Origin of the sequence: Paenibacillus sp. FSL K6-1566, from assembly GCF_038050475.1 — a bacterium.
GTDB classification, from domain to species: Bacteria; Bacillota; Bacilli; order Paenibacillales; family Paenibacillaceae; genus Paenibacillus_AQ; species Paenibacillus_AQ lactis.
In genome coordinates this window covers 4,516,618-4,540,670 of sequence record NZ_JBBOSR010000001.1, presented here as the reverse complement: position 1 = coordinate 4,540,670, position 24,053 = coordinate 4,516,618, and the positions used below count along the sequence as shown (strand labels likewise).

Here is a 24,053-nt window from a genome sequence, read left to right as displayed (position 1 = left end):
GAAATGAGAGCTTGCCGGCATGTCCAATACTACAGATATAAACCGGCCGCACACACGCAGCCGGTTTATTTGTTCGGGCTAAGCAAGGGTTCAAACGATCGTCCCAAAACTTAGCCATGGGAAGAGCAAGGCAAGTTTTTGTACTGAATGCGGTTATCCTTCCAGCACCTGCTCAAACTTGCCGAACCATTCTGTCCAGCCGTATCTAGCCCCTTCGAGTCCATGAACATGGGAGAAGCCCGTTTGTTCGAGATGAAGGTTAACTCTTCCGTCTCCTAAATCCTGCAGCGTCCAGGTAACGGTATGCCGTTCGTCACCGGCAGCCCAGGAATAGGACAACCGGGTCGGTTCCTCCACGATCAGCACTTCGCCGTCAACGATTCCGTCCCAATATTCGTTCGGCTCATGGCGAAACTGAAAACGATGCCCCACGACAGGCTTAAAATCATTGGCCGTGATCCACTGTGCCAACTTGTTGGGATCGGTTAAGGCCGCCCAAGCCTTCTCGATCGATGTGGTGTACTGAAAATCCAGGGATAATACTAAGCTCAATGTTTCTCCTCCTCTAAAAGCTGGCCCAGGCGCAACATATTGTTCGTCCAGTATTTGCTATAATAAGCCACCCAATCCTGGACTTCTCGAAGCGGAGCGGCGTTCAGCTTAAATCGTGTTTCTCTGCCTACTTTCCGGTCAAGCACCAGTCCGGCCTCTTTAAGAACCGTCAAATGCTTGGATACCGCGGTTCGGCCCATTGAAAACTGCGACGTAAGTTCATGAAGCGGTTTCTCGTCCGCCTGTGACAACAGATGAATCAGTTGGCGTCTAGTGGGATCTGCGATGGCGTCAAACACATCCCTTGATGAATGATTCTCTATCACGACAACCCTCCTAAAAGAATTGATTTTCGCTGTTAGTAATCTAAAGATGTTTGAGGGGACCGCCGTTTATATTTCACCACCTTTGCAGCATGGTTTCAAGTAAAGGTTTCAAAGATGAACTAATATCCAAAGAAGGCGTCCTTTTTAATATTCCGCTTGGATATATTTTGATTTAGTAAATAGCTAGAAATAGACTCCACCATGGACTTCGGTCCTGCTATAAAGTATTTACCATTGTTGTTATGTAAGGCTTTAAACCTTTCAATTTCCTCATGCAAGTCATCCCTTGAATCAAGATAAGCTACATTTAGTGAAGTGCGGGTAGCCAATTTATCAAGCTCATCTTTGTAAATATAAGCTTTATTGCCATCCAAATAGAGCAGTTTTTGCTGCTTCGCGTCTTTACTCCCCTCGGCCTCTAACTGCTTAAGGATTGACCGGTACGGTGTGATGCCAATTCCGCCTGCGATCAGCAGCGAGGGGCTGTTATCTTGGAGATAGAAGGACCCTACAGGACCGCTCATTTTGATTTTCATGCCGGGCTTTAATTCTAGCAGTGCTTTCTTGAAATCGCTTGGGTTTTCACCAATACGAGTTGTGATTTTAACCATATTCTCTGCGGGAGCGGCAGCTAGGCTGAATGGTTTCGTAGGATTTTTGATGGTCTTATGCGTGATGCTAAACAAACCATATTGCCCTGCTTTCCAGGTTAAATCCTTATCTTTCTCAAATAGAAATGAATATACGTCTTCTGATTCTTTGCGGCTTTCCATCAATGGCAGCTCTCTCTTTTTGAATACGGCGAACATGTCTTGAAAAAAGCTCAATATCCCCAACTCCCTTACTTATTTTGGAACAGTTTACTTTGCTAATGCGGGCATCTGTAAAGAGCATGGTCTTTACCTATAAAAACGGTCAAGGCATTGGCAGCATGGCTGCTAATTGGACACCATTTGGTGATACTTCGATTTTAGGTCACCGTTTGGTGTCGTGTCAATATCATTTTTTAAAGGTGGCTTGTGGAACGGCCAGTATCGCCTAGACTCGCTTCGGCATAAAGGCGTAACAGCCGTGCAGTACGGCAGCGAAGACGGCGGCGACTAAGTGCTGTTTGCGTTCCTGCACAGCCAGAAGCTGGGCGAGCCGCTGCCGAGACTGCGGCTGACCGGGCTGCAAGCCGATCAGTCGTATGCCATTGAGGGGGTGGCCGGTACATGGAGCGGCAGGGCACTCATGAACATCGGGATCGAGCTGCCGCTGCGCGGGGATTTTGACAGCTTGGTGTACCGGATACAGATTCAACAATAGATCATATGTACCTGAACGAAGAACGCCGTGTTGTCTGATAGACCATGCGGCGTTTTTTTGCCGTTGACTTCCACGTTAACGTCAATGTTATGAATATATAGGATCGCATCATGACATAAGGGAGGGACGATATGTGGATTACCATCCTGGGATTGGCCTTGCTGGATAGCCTTAGCTTTGCATCGATCGTCGTGACGATTTTTTTGTTGTTATCTAACGCTTACCGTCCTCTTCGCATCATGGTGTATCTGTTGAGCGTAGCCGGTTTTTATATTTTGCTGGGCATCGCACTCATGAACGGAGCGGGGGCGATGTTTGAATTTTGGCTATCCGGGTGGAAGGAGCATGCTGCCATATCGTACATTCAGCTATTCCTCGGGGTCATCCTCGTGCTGATTGGCGTGCGGCTGGACAAAAAACCGAAAGGAAGGAGCTATAAGCTGGAACGAATCAGACCGCAGGATACGTATCTTTCCATGATGAAATTAGGAATCACGGTATCCATGATCGAGGCCGCGACGATGCTTCCCTTTCTGTCAGCCATCGGACTGATGACTACGCGCGGGCTCGAGGTTTATGAGTGGATGCCCATGCTGGCCGCATACTGTGCGGTTATGATTGCACCGCCGTGCTTGCTGCTTACGCTCCGATATCTAGTGGGAGACAAGGCGAACGGATTCCTGTCTAAAATTAATCGAAAAATCGAACCGTATACTCAAGAAGCTCTTGCCGTAATTGCTACCATCGCCGGAATCTATCTCATCAGCGACGCTTCGGATGTTGTATTCTTTAATGGAGAATGAGATATGGAAGATAAGGGAGCCTTGGCATGATGTATTCGATTGGAGAAATGATTCATAAAGTCAAGATCAGCCGCAGAACGCTGCATTATTATGATGAGATCGGACTCTTAAAGCCGACGATTTCAAGGGAAAACGGCTACCGTTATTACGATGATCAGGCCATCATCAAACTCCAGACGATCCTGTCCTTGAAATCCATGGACTATTCGCTGGAACAAATCAAAGCATTATTCGATGAACAAATACCGGAAGCGGAGTCGGATGCGGACCCGTGGGTTCCACTATTGCAAGCCCAGATCGAGCAGGCTTCGAAGAAGATCGATGATCTGAAGCGCAAGCAGTTTATATTGAGAGGCGTAATTCAAACGATTGAAATGTCGGGTAGGCGAAATGATGAGCATGTTTTTAATATCATCGAAAGAATCGACAGTCCGCATTTTGTGGATCACGAGATTCCGGCCACGTTTCCAGCCGATGTATTTACCGAAGAGGAGATCGACGCGCTGAGGGAGCTTCCCTTAATCGGGAGCGAGGACCCGCGCCTGTTAACGGCTTTGGAGCTTATCAAGAAGACTCGCAAGAGCATGCGAGCCGATGAAGACGCTCCTCTGGTGGAGGATTTGGCCGAACAATGGAAGGCATGCATATCCAGTTGGTTTAACGGCGATGAGGAACTACAGTCCAAATATTTTCGCTTCATCGACGCAGCCAGTCAGGAATCGCCGCTGATCTACGGCATGGATGAAGAAGTGGTTCGCTATATCGATCACATCATGGATCATTACACGAATCGGGGAGGTGACAAGGAACATGAATCTGGAAAAAGAATTCGGTAATCGTAAGGATTTCAAGCAGCATCTTGCCTTGTTCATCGTTGTTCACATCATCGTTAATTTCTGGCTGCGGATGGACACGCCGCTTTTACCTGGACTGCAAGAGTCCATTCTGACGGGGAAGATCTGGTTCTATCATGAGGAATCGGGGATATTCGTTACGATGATCTGGTTGATCCTTATCGTCGTCCAAGGCGTGTACGTATTCTTCCGAGGAAGCGACGTCAACAAAGAATAGGGCAAACTACTAACAGAATACCCTTACGTGTAAACCAATTCACGAATCCACAAATTAGCAATGATCGGTTGTTTTTCTATAATGTTTCTACACATTCAGGCCAATCCCAGTATGGATACATGACCACCAATGGCAGAGAAACGGTACTTGGAAGTAAAGACATGAACAGCTTAGAGGAGTTGTATCCAATTAAAGAAGAAAATTAAAAGGCCTTATGGAGACTTCAAAGCTCCATAATGTAAAGCACCCGGTATTTTCGGGTGCTTTACGGAGTGCCATCGCTATCGCGTGGCGGTTTTTACCAAACTCAAACAGACAGCTTAACGGCATGGATTACTCCAGGGTTTTGCTCAATTTGACAATCTGGTCCCAGCCCTCGTCGATGCTGATTTTACCGAACATGATCGACTGCGTGATATTGTCGTATTCCTTCGTGAAGTTGGCCCAGCCGCCCTTATTCCCTGGACCGGGGTCAAACGCGGCTCCGTCCTTGGACACCTCGTTAATCAGGCCGAGGGCGCTTTTATCGACGTCCGTAAATTTGGGCTGGAGCGCATCGGCTACGGTTTTGTTAACCGGAATCCCGCGCGAAGTACCCAAAATTTCTCCGGCTTCCTCGCTGTTGACAAACCAGTCGATGAACTTCTTCGCCTCTTCTTTGTATTGACTGTTGGGACTGACGCTCCAGTACATGGAGGCTTTCAGCCAGCCGCCTGCCTGCGTTCCCCTCGGCTGGGTCGTTAACGCCAACACGCCGGGTTTTAAGGCATCCGTTCCGCCGAATTCCGCGGCATGCGCGCCCCGAAGCAGAATCTTCTCCTGAATGAGCAGGTCCATTTGTGCGTCCTGCGCTTTATCCGATACGGTGACGTCAGGCGGTGTCACGAGATTGTCCTTGCGCAGCTCCGCCCATTTGTTCATCCAATCCTTCCAGGTAGCCTCGTCATAATGGAATTTTCCGTCCTTACTCATGGAAAAGCCTTTGCCCATGCTCAGCTGATACGACATGTAGAACGCGCCGTCCGCAGTCAGGTCACGCGTGAGGTATTGGTCCTTGGCCAGCTTCGGCTTCAGGTCGCGCGCCATGGCAAAAAACTCGTCCCATGTCTTCGGCGGCTGAACGCCGAGGCTATCCATCATCGTCTTGTTGTACACCATGCCCCAAGCGTTGTTGCCGAGCGGCATCGCGTACAGTTTGCCTTGGTAGGTGCCTGTCTCAAGCAGCGCCTTATCGATATGGTCCGTCGGTATGGAGGAGAGATCCTCCAGCCGTCCGCTGGACGCCCAATCGTTGAACCAGGCGGCATCCATTTGGAAAATATCCGGCGTGTTTTTCCCCGCGGACTGGGTCGACAGCTTGTCTTGGTACCCGTCGAATGACTGGTACTCCGGTTCGAATGTGATGCCTGGGTTCTTTTCGGAGTACAAATCAAGCGCTTTCAGAGTTGCGTCATGCCTTGCCTGAGATCCCCACCACATGATTCGGAGCGTGATGGACTTGCCGTCTGCCGGCTCCGCGGATCCGGCTTCTTCTTTCTTGATTCCGCTGCAAGCGGAGAGTACCAGGGACAGTGACAACACGGCCGCAGCGCCAGAAGCGAGACGATGCCATGATTTTCTCATCGGATGAACCTCCCTTAATTAACTGATCTGCTTCTTTAACGTACCAAGTCCAGGACCTTTCTCGTAGGCGACAAAACAACGAATCATTTCAGTATTTTACGATGATCGAATGAGGAGGCGGGATGCTCATGAGTCGGAAATTTCAGAACAGAACTGATCATTAGGCTTTGTGAAACTCGGTGGGACTGCGCCCGGTATGCTTTTTGAACAGGGTGGTAAAGTACGGAACATTCCGATATCCGACCCGCTCGGCGATTTCTGCAATCAGCAGTTTTTTCTCGATAACCATGCTCTTGGCTTTTTCCATTCGCACCCTGGTTAAATAATCGCCGAAGGTTTCACCTGTAAACTGGCGGAATATGGTACTGAGATAGTTTTTGGAGATATACACCTGGTTGGCCAGATCCTGAAGATGAATGTTCTCGGCGTAATGCTCATGAATGTATTGGATGATATATTCGACCGTTTCCTTATGCTTGAGGTTTTCATTGGGCGTGTAACGCGAACAGATTCGGCTCACTTTGTCCGCTACCCATGCCTTCCACTGCTGGGCATCTTCCAATTGCCCCAATTCTTTGGTCAAGTCCGTGAGAGAGAGCTCATCGTCGAGCCGGATGCCGGACTCGTACAGAGTAAAGGAGAGGATGGCGAACAGCTGTGTTCCGATGGCGGTTAGTTCGTCGGTCTGAAGCTGAGCCGCGCCGCTGTCCTTGCGGAAGAAGTCCTCCAGCGCCAGCAGTGCTCTAGGCTCGTCAAAGGTCCTTACTGCGTCGGCCATCTCCTGGAAAAACCGCACCGGCCGTATGTTCCGTCGTGCTGAACGCCGAATGCCGCCTTCATTATATACGTAGACGCAGGGATGGGCGGAATCCGGTTCGCGCCGCTCGGCGAGTGCTTGGAAGGCTTCTTCGGTGGAATCGGAGATGGCAAGCCAGTTGTCCTTACGGAGACCGACACCGATATGCAGTTTGACCCTGAGGAATCGATGCACGGACGAAATGATTCGCCCTGCCAGCGCCAGAACTTCCAAGCGGAACGCTTCGGTCGGCCACGAAAGGGGCTTATACAACAGCAGCGCCATATGGTGACTATGCAGCTCCAGGAAATAGCTGCGCAGACCGTCCTGACCGGCCAGCTCCTCTACCGTGTTGCCCACGGCAAACCGGAACAGGTGCCAGTCCCGGACGGAGATCCCTTCCATACGTCCTTGGCGTTTAATTTCTAAAGCTAGCATCATGAATTGGGCATTCTTCCATCCCAGCCGGTCCAGCATACGGGAGGAATCCGTTAGCGGGGAAGAGGACCCTCCGATGAGCACGGATTTGACCCATTCCCTTTCCAGAAACGGCTCATACTGCATGAGTCGGTTTTGCAGCTCCCGCTCTCTGTTCTCCAACGCTCGGCGCTCCGTTAACTCGCGTGTGACGCGCTGCAGCACTTCCCGGATCGTTGCCGGTGAGGCCGGCTTGGGCAAATAATCGTCGACCTGAAGCCGCAGTGCCTTGCGAGCATATTCAAAATCCGAATACCCGCTCAAAATGATGATTTTGCCGGTATATTGCTGCTTACGGAGCTGTTCGATCATGTCGAGACCATTCATTACCGGCATATAGATATCCGTGATGACGATATCGGGCTTGCTTGACTCGATCAGCCGGAGTCCTTCTTCGCCATCCATGGCCTCCCCGACGGGCCGTACGCCGAGCTGCTCCCAAGGGATTAACCGGGACATGCCGCCGAGCGCTTGCCGGTCGTCATCCACGATAGCAATGGTCCACATGATTTTTTCCCCCTTCCTGATCCTGCTGTTGATCCAGCTTCGGCCAGTAGATCTCCGCTTCGGTGCCTGGCACATCGGCACGGTTGCGAAGCGTAACGCCAAAGGGCGGACCGAAATAAACCTGAATACGTTCCGTTACGTTGCGGATGCCGTATCCGCCCGTCGGATGGCGTTTCCGTGTTTTCCAGTCTTCGCGCAGCCCGATGCCGTCGTCCCGAATCCAAATCCGGATGCCTCGGTCCTCTTCCTGACATGTCAATTGGATCCGTCCTTGGCGTCTGCCATGAAAACCATGCATAACGGCGTTTTCCACAAAGGGCTGCAGGGTGAGTTTCGGAATCATCAGATGCTGTAAATCCTTTGGGCAATCGATGTGCCATTCCAATCCTTCGCCCCACTTGAACTGTTGGATTTTCAGATAGCAATCCACGTGCAAAAGCTCTTCCTGGATCGAAATCATGGATTCGCCGCCCGACAGGCCAATCCGGAACATTTGCCCCATCAGCTCGAGCACGCGGCTGATTTTCTCTTGACCGGCTTCAAGCGCCATCCAGTTCAGCTGATCCAGGGTGTTGTAGAGAAAATGGGGGTTAATCATCGCTTGCAGCGCCTTAATCTCCGCTTCGCGCTGTGCCTTATACTGCTGCTCCAGCGACTGATACAGCGTTTCGATCCGCTCGGTGAGCTTGCGGTAGCCGCTGAACAAGCTGCCGAATTCGTTGCGGTATTCGTTGGGCAGCGGCTGCCTGCGCTTCCCGGGATTGAACGCCTGCATCAGCTGAATCAGTTTCCGGATCGGCCTCGTGAAATTCCGGGAAAGGAACAATGTGAAGAACAGGGACAGCAAAATGGCGACGGCTCCCACAATAGCCATCGTCCACGCAAGGCGGACACCTCCGGTAGTAATTTCCTTCCAGGGCGTAAGCTCCACCAGCATCCAGCTGCCAGGGGATGTCCGGGACCATACGGTAAGCATGTTCTTCTCAGGCAGCGAGCCGGCGGCGGTCAGAAGATGACGCGCATGCCCAGTGTCTCCGCTGACCCGCTCCAGGATGGCGCTGATTTCCTCGGGAGGCGGAGCAATCCGGGTGTGCATGATCATCCGGCCGCCGGAGTCGAGCAGGAGCCGGCTGGCCAAGGAATTATCTTCCGTCAGAATGTCCTGCAAAAATTTGACCCGGACATTGATAATCAGAATTCCGTGGTTCACACCGTCAAGTGAAGTGATTTTACGGACAAAGCTGATCACCTGCTGTTTCCCCTGCGGCGAACCGACCTCACGCTGGCCGATCCAGAGAAAGTCGGATTTGTCGATGGCCGGATACCAGATCTCCCGGCTGGCTGTGGCCAGCGGGAGGTACTGAATGTTGGCGTTGGGATCGACCTGAAGCGGATCGTTCATATAAATCTGAAAAGAAAACATCGAGCGCGAGCTGTTCAGCATTGGCGCCAAATAATCCCGATTCAGCTCGTCCCTGGCCTTCTTGCGTGCATAATAATCTCCTTTCATTGTTAAATAGTTGACCAGAGGCGAGTTGATGGACACGGCTAGCGAGGTTTGCTCCACAGCGCTCATCTGGTCGGTAAGCTGTTTGTTGAGCTGCTGCAGCACCGCCTGCTGGTACATGGAGGCACTGTTCGCCTGCTCATCAGCCGAGAAGCGATAACTAACAATCATCATGATCGTGATGAGGACCGCGATAAAACCGGCAAAACTGAAGAAAAAAACGTAATCGATGCGAAACGTGCGAAACGGATTCATGCGTTTTCTCCTCCCCTTGGAAGCCATAAGGTCGCTGAACGCGCTGCTGCCTCATTGCCAACGTTGGCGGAAGCCGGATGATCGAGATGTCCGGCTTGGCCGCCGCCTGAAGAAGAGCTGGAAGAACACGCTACAGTATCCGTTTACCGCTCTGAAATCTATCCTTTCAGCCCGGATGTGGCAATCCCTTCCACGAAATGCTTTTGCGCCAGAAAGAAAATGACCACCGGCGGCAGCACGGAGAGCAGGGATACGGCAAGCAGCTGCCCCCATGGAACGGCTGACTGGGAGTCGATAAACATTCTGAGCGCGAGCGGGACCGTGTACTTATCCACGGTATTCAGATAAATCAGCGGCCCAAAGTATTCGTCCCAGCCCCAAATAAACGAGAATATCGTCACCGTGATGAGCGCAGGCAGGGTCAGCGGCATTACGATGCGCAGATAAATGCCGAACCAGGAGCAGCCGTCGATTTTCGCGGACTCATCGAGCTCTCGCGGAATGCCGCGGATGAACTGGACAATCAGGAAAATAAAGAAGGCTCCGCCCATGGCTGAAGGGACGATCAGCGGCAGATAGGTATTGATCCAGTCGAAGGAATGGAACATCGTATACTGCGGGATGAGCGTGACCTGTCCCGGAAGCATCAGGGTCATCAGCAGGATGGAGAACCATAACCCCTTCAGCGGGAAGGTCAGCCTAGCGAAGCCAAAAGCCACCAGGCTGGCTGAAATGACATGAATAATCGTGGTCGCCACATTGAGCTTAAGGCTGTTCATAAAGAAGCGTGTAAATGTATACTTGGGCAGTGCCATCCAGCCTTCCGTATAATTTTGCCATAACCATACTTTAGGGAACAGAGTGGGCAGACTGATTTCCGGCGTCGATTTGAAGGAGGCCCCGATCCACCAAAGTACGGGATAAAACATCACAAAACAAAAGGTAATCATCAGCACGTGAACCAACCAGTTTTGTTTTTTACGAGCACCTGTCATTTGCGGCCCTCCGTTTCGGTTTCGTAGAAGACCCAGTATTTGGACGCGATAAAATTAAGCGCCGTGGCGATGCCAATGATGACGAGCAATATCCAGGCCAAGGCTGATGCGTAGCCCATCTGCAGGGATCCGAAGGCTTTATTGTACAGAAACAGGGCGAACATCTCGGTTGAATTGACCGGTCCTCCATTCGTGACAACAAAAGCCGATGTGAACATCTGGAATGCGTTGATGATGCCCATGATCAGATTAAAGAGGATAACCGGTGATAACATAGGCAGGGTAATCCGGATAAACTTGCGAAGCGGCGAGGCCCCGTCCACGGATGCGGCTTCATATAACTCGCTTGGGATTTGCTTAAGGCCGGCAAGGAAAATAATCATCGACGAGCCGAACTGCCATGCCGTTAGAAGTACCAGGGTGCCGAGGGCGGTGGAGGGGGTGCCAATCCAGTTTTTGGGGGCGATTCCGACCCATATCGCGAGCTGATTAATGAAGCCGTTCAGACCGAATATATTGCGCCACAGTACGGCGACCGCCAAGCTTCCGCCAATTAGTGAAGGCAGGTAAATGATCGTCCGGTAGAAGGATATGCCCCGGATGTTCCGGTTTAGCAGCAGGGCTATAGCCAGCGCTACCAGCAGTTTCAGCGGCACGGAAGCGATCACATACAGAAATGTCACTTTCAACGAATTGAAGAAGAGCCGGTCGTGAGCAATATCCTGGAAGTTCTTGATACCGATCCAGCGGGCCGGCTCCAACAGCGAATATTCGGTGAAGGATAGATAGAAGGACTGGATAATGGGCCAGAGCTGTAAAATGAGAAAGCCCAGCAGCCAGGGGGCGATGAACAGGTAACCAGCTAACGGAGCGTTCCAGCGCCCTTTGAATGTTTTGGTGGCAACCGTTTTCATGCCTTTGTACAGTCCGGCCTTGTCCGGCGACTGTACCGTTTGTGCATTCATGATTAATCACCTCTCGCCTATTGATAGCTCACATTGTATCTTGATGAAAATCAGGCCTGTAGGCGATAGATGTACAAATTCTTTCATTATTGAATGATTTAGGTGCGAGATTGGGAGATATTGCAGAGATAAGATCTTTCTTGGATTCGACGCCAAAAAAAGAACATGCCGCGACGTTATAGATACGCGCTGATGTTTGAGTAGGAAATAGGAGGGCAGAGGCGTGGTGTTGTGCTGGATAATCGCCGGCAAACTTCCGATATGATCCAAATTCTGGCGTGATACAATGATTCTAGCTTTGGCAATAGTCCATTTTGCTTTTTAATAATTGAGGTTCCCTCTTTTCACTATTGAGGAATATGTAATTGCTGATATAATCCTTGAAAAGAGAAAAGCAGAAACGAAGCAGAAAAAGGAGAGGGAGCAGCAATGAACTCGATAATTGAATTGAACGACGTAACCTGGAGACGGGAGCAGAAGACTGTGCTGTCCGGGGTCAATTGGACCGTCAAACCAGGGGAGCATTGGGCCGTTCTGGGTTTGAACGGGTCAGGCAAGACAACGATCCTGAATATGATTAACGGTTACATCTGGCCGACAAGCGGCAGCGTTTCCGTACTCGGCCACCGTTTCGGTACGGTAGATTTAAGAGAACTCCGGAAGTCAATCGGTTGGGTGAGCTCCTCGCTCCAGGAGCGGATCCGCCCGAACGAATCGACGATTGACGTTGTCATCAGCGGCAAGCACGCCTCCATTGGTTTATATCAGAAGATTGATGAGGACGACCGGGCGCAAGCGGAACAGCTGATGAAGGATTTTAATTGTTATCATCTGCTTGGACGTACATATGAAACCTGTTCGCAAGGGGAGAAGCAAAAGCTGCTGATTGCCAGAGCTCTGATGGCATCCCCGAGACTGCTGATTCTTGATGAAGCCTGCAACGGGCTGGATTTTCTGTCTCGGGAAGCGCTATTGTCCAGCATTACGGCGCTTGCCTCGAAGCCGGATGCTCCGACGCTTCTGTTCGTGACGCATCATATTGAAGAAATATTGCCGATTTTTTCGCATTCCCTTTTAATCCGGCGGGGAAGCGTGTTTAACCAGGGAAGCTCCAAGGATATGCTGACCAGCGGCAATCTGACCGCCTTCTTCGAAACGCCGGTCGAAGTGAGCTGGCAGAACGAGCGGGCCTGGATGTCGATTCCCGATTTATCATAGGCAAACTTTCGTGAAAATCAGGGTGTCACTTACAAGTTCAGAAGTACGCTTGCTCATTCGTTTGATGGAGGCTGCTTAACGGCACCTGCGGTTCTATTTGATGTCTAGGGAGTGTTGCGGAATTGACAAATCCAACGATTGCTAGCTTAAGGCTGTCGTCCCAGGGGATCGGGAGCAAGAAGTTTAATACACCGGAACAAGTCGTAAAAGGATTAGGCGCGGTTCAAGCCCAGGATTTCGGCCAGGCGGTCTGGGGAGTTGGTTTGCGAACGGCTTCCTCCGGGCTGCCGGATGTAGAGCTGGCAATTGCTGAGCGGAAAATCGTGCTTACCTGGCCGATGCGGGGAACGATTTTTATGGTGCCGGCCGAGGATGTTCTATGGATGCAGAAGCTGACCGCCCCTCGATTACAAGCACATGACAAGCGGAAACAGGCGGAGCTCGGACTCGATGGAGAAATACTGAAGCGCTGCAGAAGCTTAATCGAAAGAGCGCTGCATGATGGAACTCCCGTACCACGCCCGGATTTGATGACGGTTCTGGAGGAAGACGGCATCTCGACGAAGAATGGCTTGGGGAACTATGTCCTTGGATATTTGAGCCGGAACGGCATGCTCTGCTTTGGACCGCGGGAAGGCAATCAACAAACCTTTGTTTTGCTCGAAGCATGGGTCGGTCAATTAAAGGAGCTGACAACCGAGGAAGCTTTGGCCGAGCTTGCCCTGCGTTACTTTACCGGGCACGGTCCTGCTACGGTTCAGGATTTTGCATGGTGGACCGGGCTTTCGCTGTCTGAAGCAAAGCGCGGCGTGGAGTCTGTTTCGAATGTTCTGCAGAAGATCAAGCTCGACAACGCAGTTTATTGGATGTCGGCTTCCTTACCGGAGCATCAGCAGGAGCAGCCAGTTGTCCACCTTTTACCGGGATTCGATGAGTATTACTTGGGCTATAAGGCGCGGGATGCCGTAATTGAACCGGAACATGATCCGAAGATCGCGCCATATCGCAACGGAGTGTTTCAGCCAATGATCGTTGTGGACGGCCGAATTGCCGGCGTATGGAGGAGGGAGATCAAGCGTAACGGAGTCGAGGTCACTTTTGCGCCTTTTACTCCCCTTGAAGAACGGAAGGAGGATATTCTCGTGGCCGCCCAGGGATATGCCAAATTTCTGGGTCTACCGCTGATTGAAAGCGACATATAGCAAGAAGAGGCTCATCATTTTCGAATAAAGGAGCGGAAGGTACATGGAAACACTCGATCGATTGAAATCATTGATCACAGAAGTAACAGAGCTCGTTGAGGCCATGACGGAGGAGGCGTTTACTCGGAAACCGTCTATCGAGAAGTGGTCGAAGCAGGAAATTCTTGGCCATCTATGCGACTCCGCGCTGAATAATCATCAGCGGTTCGTACGGTTTCTGTTATCCGATAAACCAATCCACATTCAGGGATACACGCAGGATGACTGGGTTCGTCTTCAGGGTTACCAAGACCAGTATAAGCCGGGTGAGGTTCTTACATTGTGGCGGGAGCTGAACCGGATGATCGTACGTGTCATGCAGCAGGCGGGGGAAGCTGATTTCCGCAAAAAAGGCATCCTTGATGATGGCACGGAGGTTACGCTGGAGTGGCTGTTCGATGATTATATCGAGCACATGATTCATCATAAGAAGCAGCTCGAAGCATAAGGGGATCACTGGATGTTTACCGTGATCAACCTCGGCCTGCGGTTTGTGCTGGAAATCATTTTGCTGTTTTCGCTTGGATATTGGGGCTTCCATGCCGTCCAGGGCGTTTGGCTGAGTATCATCCTTGGGCTCGGTCTGCCGCTGCTGACTGCGGTGATCTGGGGGATGATCATCTCGCCGAAGGCATCCATCAAGCTGCCGATCGGCGGGGTCCTTCTCACTGAGGCCGTGTTGTTTGCTGCCGGGGTGCTTGCCTTGATTGACTCCGGATTCCGGGTGTCCGCCTATCTATTCGGTGTAGCTGCGCTTGTGAACCGGTACATCGTTATCCGGTGGAAAATGCAGCCGTGAAAACAAAATATTCATGTTATCGAACAAGCTTCATAATCAATACATCCTCGCAGTAAGCCATGGCGCGGTCATTGGCTTAACCTTGCAACAATTGATGCCCCATCGTTTTACAACCACCTATATGGATAATGCTTCTCTTACCGTTATCACACAAGTCGGCGACTATTGGGAATGTACGCTGTATAACGATATAAGCCATCTCCAGAATGATAATATCGATGTATGACATATGTACCGACGAAAAGAGGTGTCTCCATGAGTTACCATATAAGAGTACGACCCACGGCTTTAGTGATTCAAGAAGAGCGGATCCTGCTGGTCGAGTATTCGGATGAGAACGGGATTCATTACAATCTGCCCGGTGGCGGGGCAGAGCCCGGCGAAACCATTACCGCCGGCGTGCTGCGGTAGCTATATGAAGAGACTACAATATTAGCTGTTGCCGGACCAATCGCCTTTGTGTACGAATACGCCCCGCATCATCATTCCGGTAATAATACGTCGAATATCCATACGTTATATATTGTCTTGGAATGCTGCCCTCAGGCTGGTTCTGTGGCCAGGCTGCCTGATATTCCCGATCCTGACCAATCCGCCGTACGGTGGATCCCCCTTTCACAATTGGATGACATCGTGCTGTACCCCAACATCAAACAACATATTAAGAAATACGCAAGGGAACGTATAAATATTGAATTGATCGAGGATCATCAGTTGGAGCCTTATTTTAATCCATGAAATTCCGATATCGAATTGAGTGGACTTATTAATCGCATACTCCTTACTGCTTGCCTACTGGATGCTTTGGGGTTTTGGAAGGACACGGCTGCCGGAGTACAGCTACAATATCATTCCACTTGCTACCATCCGTCACTACATTCCGATTCATTCCATGGAAGCTCTCATCAATATTGCCGGAAACATCGGTGTGTTTCTTCCGTTCGGTGTGCTCATTCCGCTGGCAATTCAAGCCGGCTTTGCCAAGACCATCGCTTATTTTCTGCCTGGAATTTTACTGCTCGAGCTTATACAACTCATTACTCGCCGGGGGAGTCTGGATGTTGACGATGTGATCTTGAATACGATCGGCGTTATGATCGGCTACGGTCTTCTTCGAACCATCGGGTACATATGGAGACGTGCAGACAGATGACAAATAAGTGGATTAAGCTGCCACGCAGGGGCAAGACCTCCACCCGCGGTCCATCAGGATACCATGATAGAACGGCTTTCACGATAACGTGTTAGCTGTTCTTTTTTATGCACAAATCTAGCCTGTACGCTTAATCCGTGTGGGAAATCATGGAAAACCTGTTGTTGGATGAACGGAAGAAGTTTACAATGAAGGGAGTGGAAAATATTGTGATATAGGATACATGGTGATACCTGCTGTTACAGGAGTACGAGGTTCAATGCCCAGATGAAGCGGGTTGAAGAGTGGATCACATCACATAGCAATCCTTAAAAAGTCGTATGAGGAGGGATGTTGTGCATAATCGGACGCTAGGCGCAGTATTCATCGGTATATCCGTGGTGCTCTTCGGAATCCGTTATTTGACCGCTGCCATCATAACGATAAATTCACAAGTGTATATCCTTTTCGATGAAGCTCTACAAGACGTAGGAAAGGCTCCTGTGATACTGAGCATAATCAGCTTGGCGATCGGGCTATACCACGTCTATGGTTCGGTATTTGTTCAATGGTATAAGAAGGATTTAAATCGGATCGAGAGCAACTGGAAGGAACTTGATGAATCTGGCAGTGAAGGGCGGAATCCTTAACAGCGAATACCTGATCGATGAGGGGGATGCGTTATGAATGAAGAAGCGGGCTTTTGGATACGTTTTGGGGCCTGGTTGTTGGATGCCCTGATCGTCTCTTTACCAATAAGCATTCTATTTGGAATACTGACAGGCGATTTCGAAAATGAACCGATCAGCAATTTCTTGTTAGCGTTGTACGGCATCCTGGTACCCGCTTACTGGAAAGGGTACACGGTTGGGAAGCGGATATGCGGCATTCGAATTCGCAAATACGATACGCTGGATCCGCCGGGCATTGGAACGATGCTGCTCCGTAACGTCGTTGCCGGACTCGTGTATATGTTGACATTTGGGATTGGTTTCATCGCCAGCATCTTGATGGTGGCACTGCGGGAGGACAAACGCGCCATTCATGATTTCATTGCAGGTACGGAAGTTGTAAGGGGTTAGCCATGCGGAAACCTGCCTACATCAGTCTCATGATCGCATTGGTCACACTCATTATCACTGGCTGCATTATGGAAAATTCAGACCTGTCTAAACCGCCGGTTAGCGAAGCGGAAACGGTCGAGGCCGTTCATGACCGCAAGCTCATTCCGATCGCGTATGCGCAGCTTGCTTATACGAAAACCTCACTGGATTACGTATGGGAGTTTCGGACGGACAATCAAGTGGATCAGGATATTCAAGAACAATACGAAGCGCAGCACAACCGCGTTCCGGGAGCCAGCGTGCTCAAGGAAACCGAAGAAGAGATTTATTTGATGATCCATGCAGGAAAGCATCCCTCTTCCGAAGGCTTCGAGATTGTGTCGATGAGCATTGCGGAAGCGGACGGAGCTCAACCTGCCAGCCTTTTCATCGAGCTATCGCCATCTCATGACGAGGTAACCGAGGGTTACCCGGGTGAAGCGAACGTTACTGCGCTTATTCGCATGAACAAAAAGGAGTGGCCGGAAGATTTCGTGCTTCGTAGCATTCGGATGACAGGAGTGTGATACCATGAATAGCAACTGGAAAGGCATTGTATTCGACATGGACAACACGCTGCTGCGGTCGAGCATTGACTTTAACGCCATGAAATGGGCGATTTACTCTTTTCTTGTAGACCATCGGGTGCTCCCGCACGGTTTGTCTATGGACACCCATACGACCTCTACGGTCATCGCGGAGGCGATGCAGACCGGTCATATGACGGATGAACTGTCCCGGCGCATGTGGGATATCGCCAAACAGCATGAGATCAAGGGGATGGCCGGCGCCGAGCTTGAAGATGGCGCGCTGGAGTTGATCCGTCATTTGCATGGAAGTTTACATTTGTCCATAGTTACGAATAATGCGCGGGATGCAGCCCTGACGGCTTTGGAGGAGAACGGAATCGCATCGTATTTTGACCTGATCGTGGGAAGAGAACAGATGGGTTCCTTAAAGCCTGCACCGGATGGCTACTTGCGGGTGCTGGAGTTTTTTGCGCATACCACATCAAGCCAATGGCTCTCTGTTGGCGATGCATGGGTGGACGGCAAAGCGTCCGAGTGTGCCGGCATACCGTTCATTGCCTACCGGGGAGATATCTCCAAAATGAATCGCATGGGCGTTCAGCCATTGGCGGACATTCAGGATATTCGGGACGTCATGGCGTTTGTGCAGTAGCATATGGGTTATGATTCGGGAAGCTTTTTTTCATTGGATCTCATAAAAAAGCTGCAAACTCCTGCGTGTCTCCATCTACACCACATGGTTGGGACTCAGGCTTAGACATCATCATATTACTACAAGGAGGCTTATCCGATTGAACCATCAAGCATTTATTACAGACCTGGACGGGACGCTTCTAAGGTCGGATCAGACGCTCTCCCCTTATACGTTGGAAACCATCGAGGCAGCGCTGCAGCATGATGTTGTCGTTACATTCGCAACGGCGCGCGGATATGTCAGCGCTATGCAAGTTGTTGCGGACATTCCTTGGAAGCACCCTCTGATCCTGTATAACGGGGCTTTGATCTATAACGGCCATAATGGGACGGTCATTGACGGGTATTGGCTGGATCACAAAATTTCGAGCGATATCATCCGGCTCGGAAAGAAACACGGGCTGACGCCTTTTTACTTTTCATTGGATGCCGATCACCGGGAACGCGTGCTCCATGAAACGCTTTGCCGGGAGGGAGAGACTGCATTTTATCAAAGCCGCGTGAATGATCCGAGATTTATGGAGGTAGCAGCCTTACATTGTCCGGAGGGGCACCGAACATTGGCCCTGACGTATATTGGCCTGTTCGATGAGCTGGAGCCGATTCGCCGGGAGGTCAACGATTGTTTCGGGGATGTGGTGCATGCGCATATGATGCCGGACTATTACATAAGAAATCATTACTTTTTGGAATTCAGCCACGTGAATGGCAACAAACGGGACGGGCTTCGCCTATGGGCTGATCATATGGGGATTCCGCTCCAGAACACAGTTGTCTTCGGTGATCATCTCAATGACCTGGGGCTGTTTGAAGCGGGCGGCACCCGAATTGCCGTGCGGAACGCGCACGAGCGAATCCAGGAATTGGCGGATCTGGTGGTGGATTCGAACGATGCCGACGGGGTGGCGCGCTACATCCGGAAGCAGCTGGAGCTAGCAGGTACGGAGGATGCATTACGGATGGATGCCGGTTTATAACCTTGAATAAGGAAGGAGCGAAACCTATGAAGAAAATTGAGGATGCTTTCGAGCCTTTCCCGGAACTTGAGACGGATCGGACCCGTCTAAGACGCATCCGCTGGGACGATCTTGAGGACATGTACGATTATTGCTCCGTGCCGGAAGTCTCGAAGTACACGGTGTGGGACGTCCATCAATCCCGTGATGACACGAGGCGGTTTATCGAATTTATCATGCATCGTTACGATCAGCAAAAGGTCGGCCCCTGGGGCATCGAGGACAAGCAATCAGGCGCTTTGATTGGAACCTGCAGCTTCATCCAATGGGATAACCGGAGTCAGAAGGCCGAGCTAGGTTATGTTCTCTCGAACCGTTATTGGAATCGTGGCTACATGACCGAGGTGATTGGCCGTGTTATCGAATTCGGCTTTAACCGATTGCAGCTGGTACGGATTGAGGCCAAATGCCATCCGGACAATGCGGGCTCCTTCCGGGTGATGGAGAAGACCGGCATGAAGCAAGAGGGCAGGCTGCGCTCGTATTTGAAGGTAAAGGACCGGTTCGAAGATATTTTGATCTATTCCATCCTTAATCCGTCCCTTGTGCAAAATTAACCTTCACCAGCTCGGCAAATGCCGAGAACGCCTTGCTGCCAAAGCGGTCATTGCGACGAACCAGGCTGGTCGTTGCATGGCGGAACGCCTCCGGCACCGGAAAACTGTTCAGGTCCGCATATTCCTCCGAGAGCACGGAACTTGGAAGAAGGGTGGATGCCAGTCCGGATCTTACGATGCTTAACAGCGTATCCAGCGACGAAACCTCAATCATGTTCGTTAAAGGGATGCTTTCGCTCCGCAGCCATGATTCCAGCGCCTGGCGAAAGGGGCAGCCAACGGGAGACACCACCCACTTAGTCCGTGACAGATCGGGTAGGGAGGGAGCGTTCCATGTTGTCAGCAGACGAACCTCATCCTGCTCGCTGTACTCGGTGACCAGCTTCGCCGAAGGAAATTCTCCGGTTACAAACGCTCCGTCCAGCTGATAATTCAGAAGCTTGGAGATGAGGTCCGGCGAGCTTCCGGTAATGAAGCTGAGGCTGACATTCGGATATTTCGCCTGGTAATCGGAAAGAGCCCGAATAAAACTGCCGCAGTGAAGGGTATCGACAATCCCGATCGATAGGCTTCCGCTTGGATACGGAGCGTCCTCCATTGCGTGCACCGCTTCCTCTGAAAGACGAATAATCGAATACGCATATTCCCGGAATAGCGCCCCCTTCTCCGTAAGCGTCACCCCATGCGGCTGCCGGTTAAACAGCAAAACGCCCAGCTCTGCTTCCAGCTTTTTGATCCGTGCCGTTACGTTGGATTGAACGTACCCTAGTCCTTCAGCTGCACGCGATATGTTTCCTTCCTCTGCTATCTTCACAAAAATTTTCAGATCCGTTAATTCCACGGTCCTCACCTCCGCAAGTGGTATCAATAAAATTGATGCTGCCATAATTATCTATCATTATACTTAATTCCAGATTTTGATTACAATCACTACATCACATAACACTGGCATCGATGATGTTCAAAATCATGTGATGGAGGGGAGTGTAAAGATGAGAAAAGCATGGTGGCTTTTATTGCTTGCTGGCGCTCTGGAGGTCGTGTGGGTATCGGGGCTTAAGCATTCCGAGCTGTGGTGGCACTGGCTGATAACCGTCGCCTCCATAATATTCAGTTTCAAGGTGTTTCTTGAATCGGCGGCCAAGCTGCCGATCGGGACCGTATATGTCATTTTTACAGGCCTCGGAACGGCAGGGACCGTCATCGCTGAGATCCTCGTATTCGGAGAACAGGCCAACCCGCTGAAACTCCTGTTCATTGCAGGTCTGGCGGCAGGCGTTCTTGGGCTTAAGCTGGTCACGAAGGATTCCGAGGCGGGCGGAAAGGAGGCTGATGCGTAATGGAATGGATCGCCCTGGTCGGAGCCGGCCTGTGTGAAGTGCTTGGCGTTATCGCACTGAGACGGGTAACCCTTAACCGCACGCTCGGTTCGTATCTCTTTCTGGCAATCGCCTTGGGCTCCAGCTTCCTGCTGCTGACTTTGTCCATGACAAAGATATCCATGGGCACCGCCTATGCCATATGGACAGGGATGGGGACGGCCGGAAGCACGCTGCTCGGAATGTTTGCCTTCGGGGAACCGAAGGAAGGACGCCGGCTTTTGTTCATCGGACTGATTCTGGTTTCTGCAATCGGTCTGAAGACACTTTCGTAAGCCATATTAAAGCCAGGTCACCTTCCGCATAATTTCGAAGAACGTCAGCAGGATAATGCCCTACCTGTATCGAATTTACAATCGTTTGGGTTCTATAACTTTATCGTTTAGATGCCGAATGGATGAATCGTTGTATTTTTTATATGGAAAGGGCAGGTGCATGTCATGAAATTTAGCGAGTATCACTACGAGCGGCCTGACGTCAAAGCTTTCGAACAGAAATTTAAGGAGCTGCTGGATGCCTTCACATCCGCCGGATCATATGAAGAGCAGGATCAGGCAATGAAAGGAATCAACAAGCTTCGCAGCGAGTTCGATACGCTCCAGCAGATCGCAAGCGTTCGGCATTCGATCGATACCAACGACGAATTCTATAAAGCGGAGCAGGACTTCTTCGATGAGAACGGTCCGGTCGTTCAGGAATATATTACGGATTATTATCGGGCGCTGGTCGGCTCCAAGTTCCGCAGCGAGCTGGAGAAGAAATGGGGCCGTCAGCTGTTCCAGCTGGCCGAGCTCTCCCTGAAGACGTTCAGCCCTGAGGTGATTGAGGACCTGCAGCAGGAGAACAAGCTGACGACGGAATATGCGAAGCTGATCGCCTCCGCCAAAATCCAGTTCGAGGGCGAGGAACGCACGCTGTCCCAGCTGATTCCGTTCCAGCAATCGACGGATCGCGATATGCGCAAACGCGCCATGGAAGCATCGAGCGGCTTTATGGCTGAGAACGAGGAGACCTTCGATCGCATTTATGATGATCTGGTCAAGGTCAGAACGAAAATCGCGAAGAAGCTGGGTTTCAAGAATTATGTTGAGCTCGGCTATGCACGGATGGCCCGCACCGATTACAATGCCGAGATGGTAGCGAACTTCCGGAGCCAGGTACTGGAGCATATCGTTCCTGTAGCATCGAAGCTCAAGGAACGGCAGAAGAACCGGATTGGCGTAGACCAACTGCTGTATTATGATGAGAACTTTGCGTTCAAATCGGGAAATGCAACGCCGAAGGGGGATCCCGAGTGGATCGTTGAGAACGGAGCGAAGATGTATGCCGAGCTGTCCCCTGAGACGAAGGAATTCTTCACCTTTATGCAGGAGAACGGCCTGATGGACCTCGTTGCGAAGAAGGGCAAGCAAAGCGGCGGATATTGTACCTATATCAGCGAATATGGGGCGCCGTTCATCTTCTCCAACTTCAACGGTACGTCCGGGGATATCGACGTGCTTACGCATGAAGCGGGGCATGCCTTCCAAGTTTACGAGAGCCGCAGCTTCGCCGTGCCGGAGTACAGCTTCCCGACCTATGAGGCTTGCGAGATTCATTCGATGAGCATGGAGTTCTTCACCTGGCCGTGGATGGATCTGTTCTTCAAGGAGGAAGTCGACAAATACCGCTTCGAACATTTGGCAAGCGCGTTGATCTTTATCCCGTACGGCGTGACGGTGGATGAATTCCAGCATTTCGTCTACGAGAACCCGGATGCGACGCCGGCTGAGCGGAAGCAGGCATGGCGCGAAATCGAGCGCAAATATTTGCCTCACCGCAATTACGCGGATAACGCGTATTTGGAGCAAGGGGGCTTCTGGCATAAGCAGGGGCATATTTTCAACACCCCGTTCTATTATATCGATTACACGCTGGCCCAAATCTGCGCATTCCAGTTCTGGAAGAAGATGCATGAGAACCGTGAGGAAGCATGGAAGGATTACCTCCATCTGTGCCGTCAAGGCGGCAGCAAGTCCTTCACGGAGCTGGTGAAGGTTGCGGGACTAATCTCGCCGTTCGAGGACGGCTGCGTCACGTCGGTCATCGGCAGCATTGAGGCTTGGCTTGATAGCGTGGACGATACAAAGCTTTAATAGAAATTTTAGATTAAATTTTGTACACATGCAGGAGAACAGCGGTCGGCTTCCTATGCCTCGTTGCTTTTCCTGCATGTTCTTTGAATAGAGAACAATTACATCGGCATCGCTGATGCTGCTTATGAAGGGGGATTTATCGCATGATTACGTATAAACCGCTGAGCGAGCTTCCGGTGAAGGAAGCCTCCGAGATATGGAATCGCTCGTTCGAAGGTTATATGGTCCAGGCATCCATGCCGCTTGACCGTTTTATTGCCCGAGCAAGCCATTTAGGACTGTGTATGGAAAGGTCGCTTGCCTGCTTTGTGGACGGGCACTCGGCCGGCATCGTCATGAACAGCTTCCGGGAGGTAGATGGGAAGAAGCTGGCGTGGAACGGAGGAACGGCCGTTGCACCGGAATACCGCGGCAAAGGCATTGGCTTGTCCATGATGGAGCGAAATTCGGAGCTTTATGAGGAGCTTGGAATTCAACGCGCCTATCTGGAGGCAATAAGCACGAACGCCGCAGCCATTAAGCTGTATGAACGGGTAGGCTATACCGTCATCGACAGACTTTTGATCATGTCCGCGGAAGGCACGTTAGCAGATAACGCTCAGGAATCCTCGGATGCCTATACGGTTACCCGCGGGCAAGCGGGAGAATTGAGAGCGGTTCCTTTCTACCGGTCCGGCGATGTATGGCAGAATGATCTTCCTTGCATTCAGGACGGCGAATGCGTCCTCGTCTATGCAGGGAAGGAAATGGTGGGCTATGCTTTGTTTAAGCGAGCCTTCGACCCGAGCGGAAAGCCCGCGTCGATTACGCTGTTCCGTTGTGAAGCAGCCCCTGGCCATGCTGACGTCAAGGGGGTCATTGCCTCGGCGTTGTCGGAGGTGTATCAGCCTGAGCTTGCGGTGAGACGTTCTGCCTTCAATATCCGGGCATCCCAAGAAGCGTTGGTGCAGTCTCTTGAGCAGCTGGGACTTGCCACGTCCATGGAACAGGTGCTGATGGTCCGCCATTACGGGAACTGACTTGGGGCAGGGATAGGATAGACCCGCAATGGTTTTTGAACGGTAA

Annotated in this window: 29 protein-coding genes and 1 pseudogene; 21 read left to right on the top strand and 9 right to left on the bottom strand. The window is 51.0% G+C overall.

Going from position 1 to position 24,053, the window contains the following annotated elements; genetic code table 11:
• Nucleotides 1-153 precede the first annotated feature (153 nt).
• From NST08_RS20065 to NST08_RS20055, 3 genes are all read right to left on the bottom strand, one after another.
• Nucleotides 154-552: an SRPBCC family protein gene (locus NST08_RS20065; RefSeq protein WP_210094739.1), complete on the bottom strand. Its 399-nt coding sequence runs from the start codon at nt 550-552 to the stop codon at nt 154-156.
• Nucleotides 549-878, bottom strand: coding sequence for an ArsR/SmtB family transcription factor (locus NST08_RS20060; protein ID WP_210094738.1), 330 nt, complete (start codon nt 876-878; stop codon nt 549-551). The genes NST08_RS20065 and NST08_RS20060 overlap by 4 nt, the downstream gene beginning before the upstream one ends.
• 119 nt (nt 879-997) lie before the next feature.
• Nucleotides 998-1,705 carry an FAD-dependent oxidoreductase gene (locus NST08_RS20055; RefSeq protein ID WP_007127956.1) on the bottom strand — a complete coding sequence of 236 codons (708 nt, stop codon included), beginning with the start codon at nt 1,703-1,705 and terminating at the stop codon, nt 998-1,000.
• A gap of 193 nt (nt 1,706-1,898) precedes the next feature.
• On the opposite strand from NST08_RS20055, the pseudogene NST08_RS20050 reads away from it, so the two are divergent.
• From NST08_RS20050 to NST08_RS20035, 4 genes and pseudogenes are all read left to right on the top strand, one after another.
• A pseudogene (locus NST08_RS20050) lies at nt 1,899-2,186 on the top strand (GH36 C-terminal domain-containing protein); the annotation flags it as partial.
• A gap of 131 nt (nt 2,187-2,317) precedes the next feature.
• Nucleotides 2,318-2,989 (top strand): GAP family protein, encoded by a 672-nt coding sequence (locus tag NST08_RS20045; RefSeq protein ID WP_007127958.1) that lies wholly within the window; start codon nt 2,318-2,320, stop codon nt 2,987-2,989.
• 26 nt (nt 2,990-3,015) lie between these two features.
• Nucleotides 3,016-3,825: a MerR family transcriptional regulator gene (locus tag NST08_RS20040; protein ID WP_040737896.1), complete on the top strand. Its 810-nt coding sequence runs from the start codon at nt 3,016-3,018 to the stop codon at nt 3,823-3,825.
• The gene (locus tag NST08_RS20035) at nt 3,800-4,060 is read left to right on the top strand and encodes a 2TM domain-containing protein (RefSeq protein ID WP_007127960.1); all 261 of its coding nucleotides are present in this window, start codon (nt 3,800-3,802) and stop codon (nt 4,058-4,060) included. The genes NST08_RS20040 and NST08_RS20035 overlap by 26 nt, the downstream gene beginning before the upstream one ends.
• 333 nt (nt 4,061-4,393) lie before the next feature.
• On the opposite strand, the gene NST08_RS20030 is transcribed toward NST08_RS20035, so the two are convergent.
• From NST08_RS20030 to NST08_RS20010, 5 genes are all read right to left on the bottom strand, one after another.
• On the bottom strand, nt 4,394-5,683 hold the full coding sequence (locus tag NST08_RS20030) for an ABC transporter substrate-binding protein (protein WP_210094737.1): 1,290 nt from the start codon (nt 5,681-5,683) through the stop codon (nt 4,394-4,396).
• A gap of 160 nt (nt 5,684-5,843) precedes the next feature.
• Nucleotides 5,844-7,463: a response regulator transcription factor gene (locus NST08_RS20025; protein WP_210094736.1), complete on the bottom strand. Its 1,620-nt coding sequence runs from the start codon at nt 7,461-7,463 to the stop codon at nt 5,844-5,846.
• Complete coding sequence (locus NST08_RS20020; protein ID WP_210094735.1) at nt 7,438-9,225, bottom strand: cache domain-containing sensor histidine kinase; 1,788 nt, start codon at nt 9,223-9,225, stop codon at nt 7,438-7,440. Before NST08_RS20020 ends, NST08_RS20025 begins: the two co-directional genes overlap by 26 nt.
• Before the next feature lie 158 nt (nt 9,226-9,383).
• Nucleotides 9,384-10,220 (bottom strand): carbohydrate ABC transporter permease, encoded by an 837-nt coding sequence (locus tag NST08_RS20015; RefSeq protein WP_251537435.1) that lies wholly within the window; start codon nt 10,218-10,220, stop codon nt 9,384-9,386.
• Nucleotides 10,217-11,185: a carbohydrate ABC transporter permease gene (locus NST08_RS20010; protein WP_028404624.1), complete on the bottom strand. Its 969-nt coding sequence runs from the start codon at nt 11,183-11,185 to the stop codon at nt 10,217-10,219. Before NST08_RS20010 ends, NST08_RS20015 begins: the two co-directional genes overlap by 4 nt.
• A gap of 429 nt (nt 11,186-11,614) precedes the next feature.
• Between NST08_RS20010 and NST08_RS20005 the strand changes: the two genes are divergently transcribed.
• The 13 genes from NST08_RS20005 (at nt 11,615) to NST08_RS19945 (ending at nt 19,474) form a co-directional block, all read left to right on the top strand.
• Complete coding sequence (locus NST08_RS20005) at nt 11,615-12,403, top strand: ABC transporter ATP-binding protein (RefSeq protein ID WP_007127967.1); 789 nt, start codon at nt 11,615-11,617, stop codon at nt 12,401-12,403.
• Nucleotides 12,404-12,525: 122 nt separating this feature from the next.
• The gene (locus tag NST08_RS20000) at nt 12,526-13,605 is read left to right on the top strand and encodes a winged helix DNA-binding domain-containing protein (protein ID WP_341342212.1); all 1,080 of its coding nucleotides are present in this window, start codon (nt 12,526-12,528) and stop codon (nt 13,603-13,605) included.
• A gap of 43 nt (nt 13,606-13,648) precedes the next feature.
• Nucleotides 13,649-14,092, top strand: coding sequence for a DinB family protein (locus NST08_RS19995; protein WP_028404621.1), 444 nt, complete (start codon nt 13,649-13,651; stop codon nt 14,090-14,092).
• 12 nt (nt 14,093-14,104) lie between these two features.
• Complete coding sequence (locus NST08_RS19990) at nt 14,105-14,443, top strand: YrdB family protein (RefSeq protein ID WP_341342211.1); 339 nt, start codon at nt 14,105-14,107, stop codon at nt 14,441-14,443.
• A gap of 13 nt (nt 14,444-14,456) precedes the next feature.
• The gene (locus NST08_RS19985; protein WP_341342210.1) at nt 14,457-14,669 is read left to right on the top strand and encodes a histidine phosphatase family protein; all 213 of its coding nucleotides are present in this window, start codon (nt 14,457-14,459) and stop codon (nt 14,667-14,669) included.
• Between the two features lie 29 nt (nt 14,670-14,698).
• On the top strand, nt 14,699-14,854 hold the full coding sequence (locus NST08_RS19980; RefSeq protein ID WP_341342209.1) for an NUDIX domain-containing protein: 156 nt from the start codon (nt 14,699-14,701) through the stop codon (nt 14,852-14,854).
• 388 nt (nt 14,855-15,242) lie between these two features.
• Nucleotides 15,243-15,596: a VanZ family protein gene (locus NST08_RS19975; RefSeq protein WP_244869148.1), complete on the top strand. Its 354-nt coding sequence runs from the start codon at nt 15,243-15,245 to the stop codon at nt 15,594-15,596.
• Between the two features lie 335 nt (nt 15,597-15,931).
• Nucleotides 15,932-16,225, top strand: coding sequence for a hypothetical protein (locus tag NST08_RS19970; RefSeq protein WP_007127974.1), 294 nt, complete (start codon nt 15,932-15,934; stop codon nt 16,223-16,225).
• A gap of 33 nt (nt 16,226-16,258) precedes the next feature.
• Nucleotides 16,259-16,657 carry an RDD family protein gene (locus NST08_RS19965; RefSeq protein ID WP_341342208.1) on the top strand — a complete coding sequence of 133 codons (399 nt, stop codon included), beginning with the start codon at nt 16,259-16,261 and terminating at the stop codon, nt 16,655-16,657.
• Between the two features lie 2 nt (nt 16,658-16,659).
• The gene (locus tag NST08_RS19960; RefSeq protein WP_051425085.1) at nt 16,660-17,205 is read left to right on the top strand and encodes a hypothetical protein; all 546 of its coding nucleotides are present in this window, start codon (nt 16,660-16,662) and stop codon (nt 17,203-17,205) included.
• A 4-nt stretch (nt 17,206-17,209) separates the two neighbouring features.
• The gene (locus tag NST08_RS19955; RefSeq protein WP_341342207.1) at nt 17,210-17,860 is read left to right on the top strand and encodes an HAD family hydrolase; all 651 of its coding nucleotides are present in this window, start codon (nt 17,210-17,212) and stop codon (nt 17,858-17,860) included.
• 139 nt (nt 17,861-17,999) lie between these two features.
• A complete protein-coding gene (locus NST08_RS19950) occupies nt 18,000-18,878 on the top strand; it encodes an HAD-IIB family hydrolase (RefSeq protein ID WP_341032919.1) in 879 nt (292 codons plus the stop codon).
• A gap of 26 nt (nt 18,879-18,904) precedes the next feature.
• Nucleotides 18,905-19,474: a GNAT family N-acetyltransferase gene (locus tag NST08_RS19945; RefSeq protein ID WP_341342206.1), complete on the top strand. Its 570-nt coding sequence runs from the start codon at nt 18,905-18,907 to the stop codon at nt 19,472-19,474.
• On the opposite strand, the gene NST08_RS19940 is transcribed toward NST08_RS19945, so the two are convergent.
• A complete protein-coding gene (locus NST08_RS19940) occupies nt 19,449-20,315 on the bottom strand; it encodes a LysR family transcriptional regulator (protein WP_007127980.1) in 867 nt (288 codons plus the stop codon). The genes NST08_RS19945 and NST08_RS19940 overlap by 26 nt on opposite strands.
• A gap of 151 nt (nt 20,316-20,466) precedes the next feature.
• On the opposite strand from NST08_RS19940, the gene NST08_RS19935 reads away from it, so the two are divergent.
• The 4 genes from NST08_RS19935 (at nt 20,467) to NST08_RS19920 (ending at nt 24,007) form a co-directional block, all read left to right on the top strand.
• The gene (locus tag NST08_RS19935; protein WP_007127981.1) at nt 20,467-20,814 is read left to right on the top strand and encodes a DMT family transporter; all 348 of its coding nucleotides are present in this window, start codon (nt 20,467-20,469) and stop codon (nt 20,812-20,814) included.
• The gene (locus tag NST08_RS19930; RefSeq protein WP_007127982.1) at nt 20,814-21,128 is read left to right on the top strand and encodes a DMT family transporter; all 315 of its coding nucleotides are present in this window, start codon (nt 20,814-20,816) and stop codon (nt 21,126-21,128) included. Before NST08_RS19935 ends, NST08_RS19930 begins: the two co-directional genes overlap by 1 nt.
• 165 nt (nt 21,129-21,293) lie before the next feature.
• Nucleotides 21,294-22,988 (top strand): M3 family oligoendopeptidase, encoded by a 1,695-nt coding sequence (locus tag NST08_RS19925; protein ID WP_007127983.1) that lies wholly within the window; start codon nt 21,294-21,296, stop codon nt 22,986-22,988.
• Between the two features lie 143 nt (nt 22,989-23,131).
• A complete protein-coding gene (locus NST08_RS19920; RefSeq protein WP_341342205.1) occupies nt 23,132-24,007 on the top strand; it encodes a GNAT family N-acetyltransferase in 876 nt (291 codons plus the stop codon).
• The last annotated feature ends 46 nt before the right edge of the window (nt 24,008-24,053 follow it).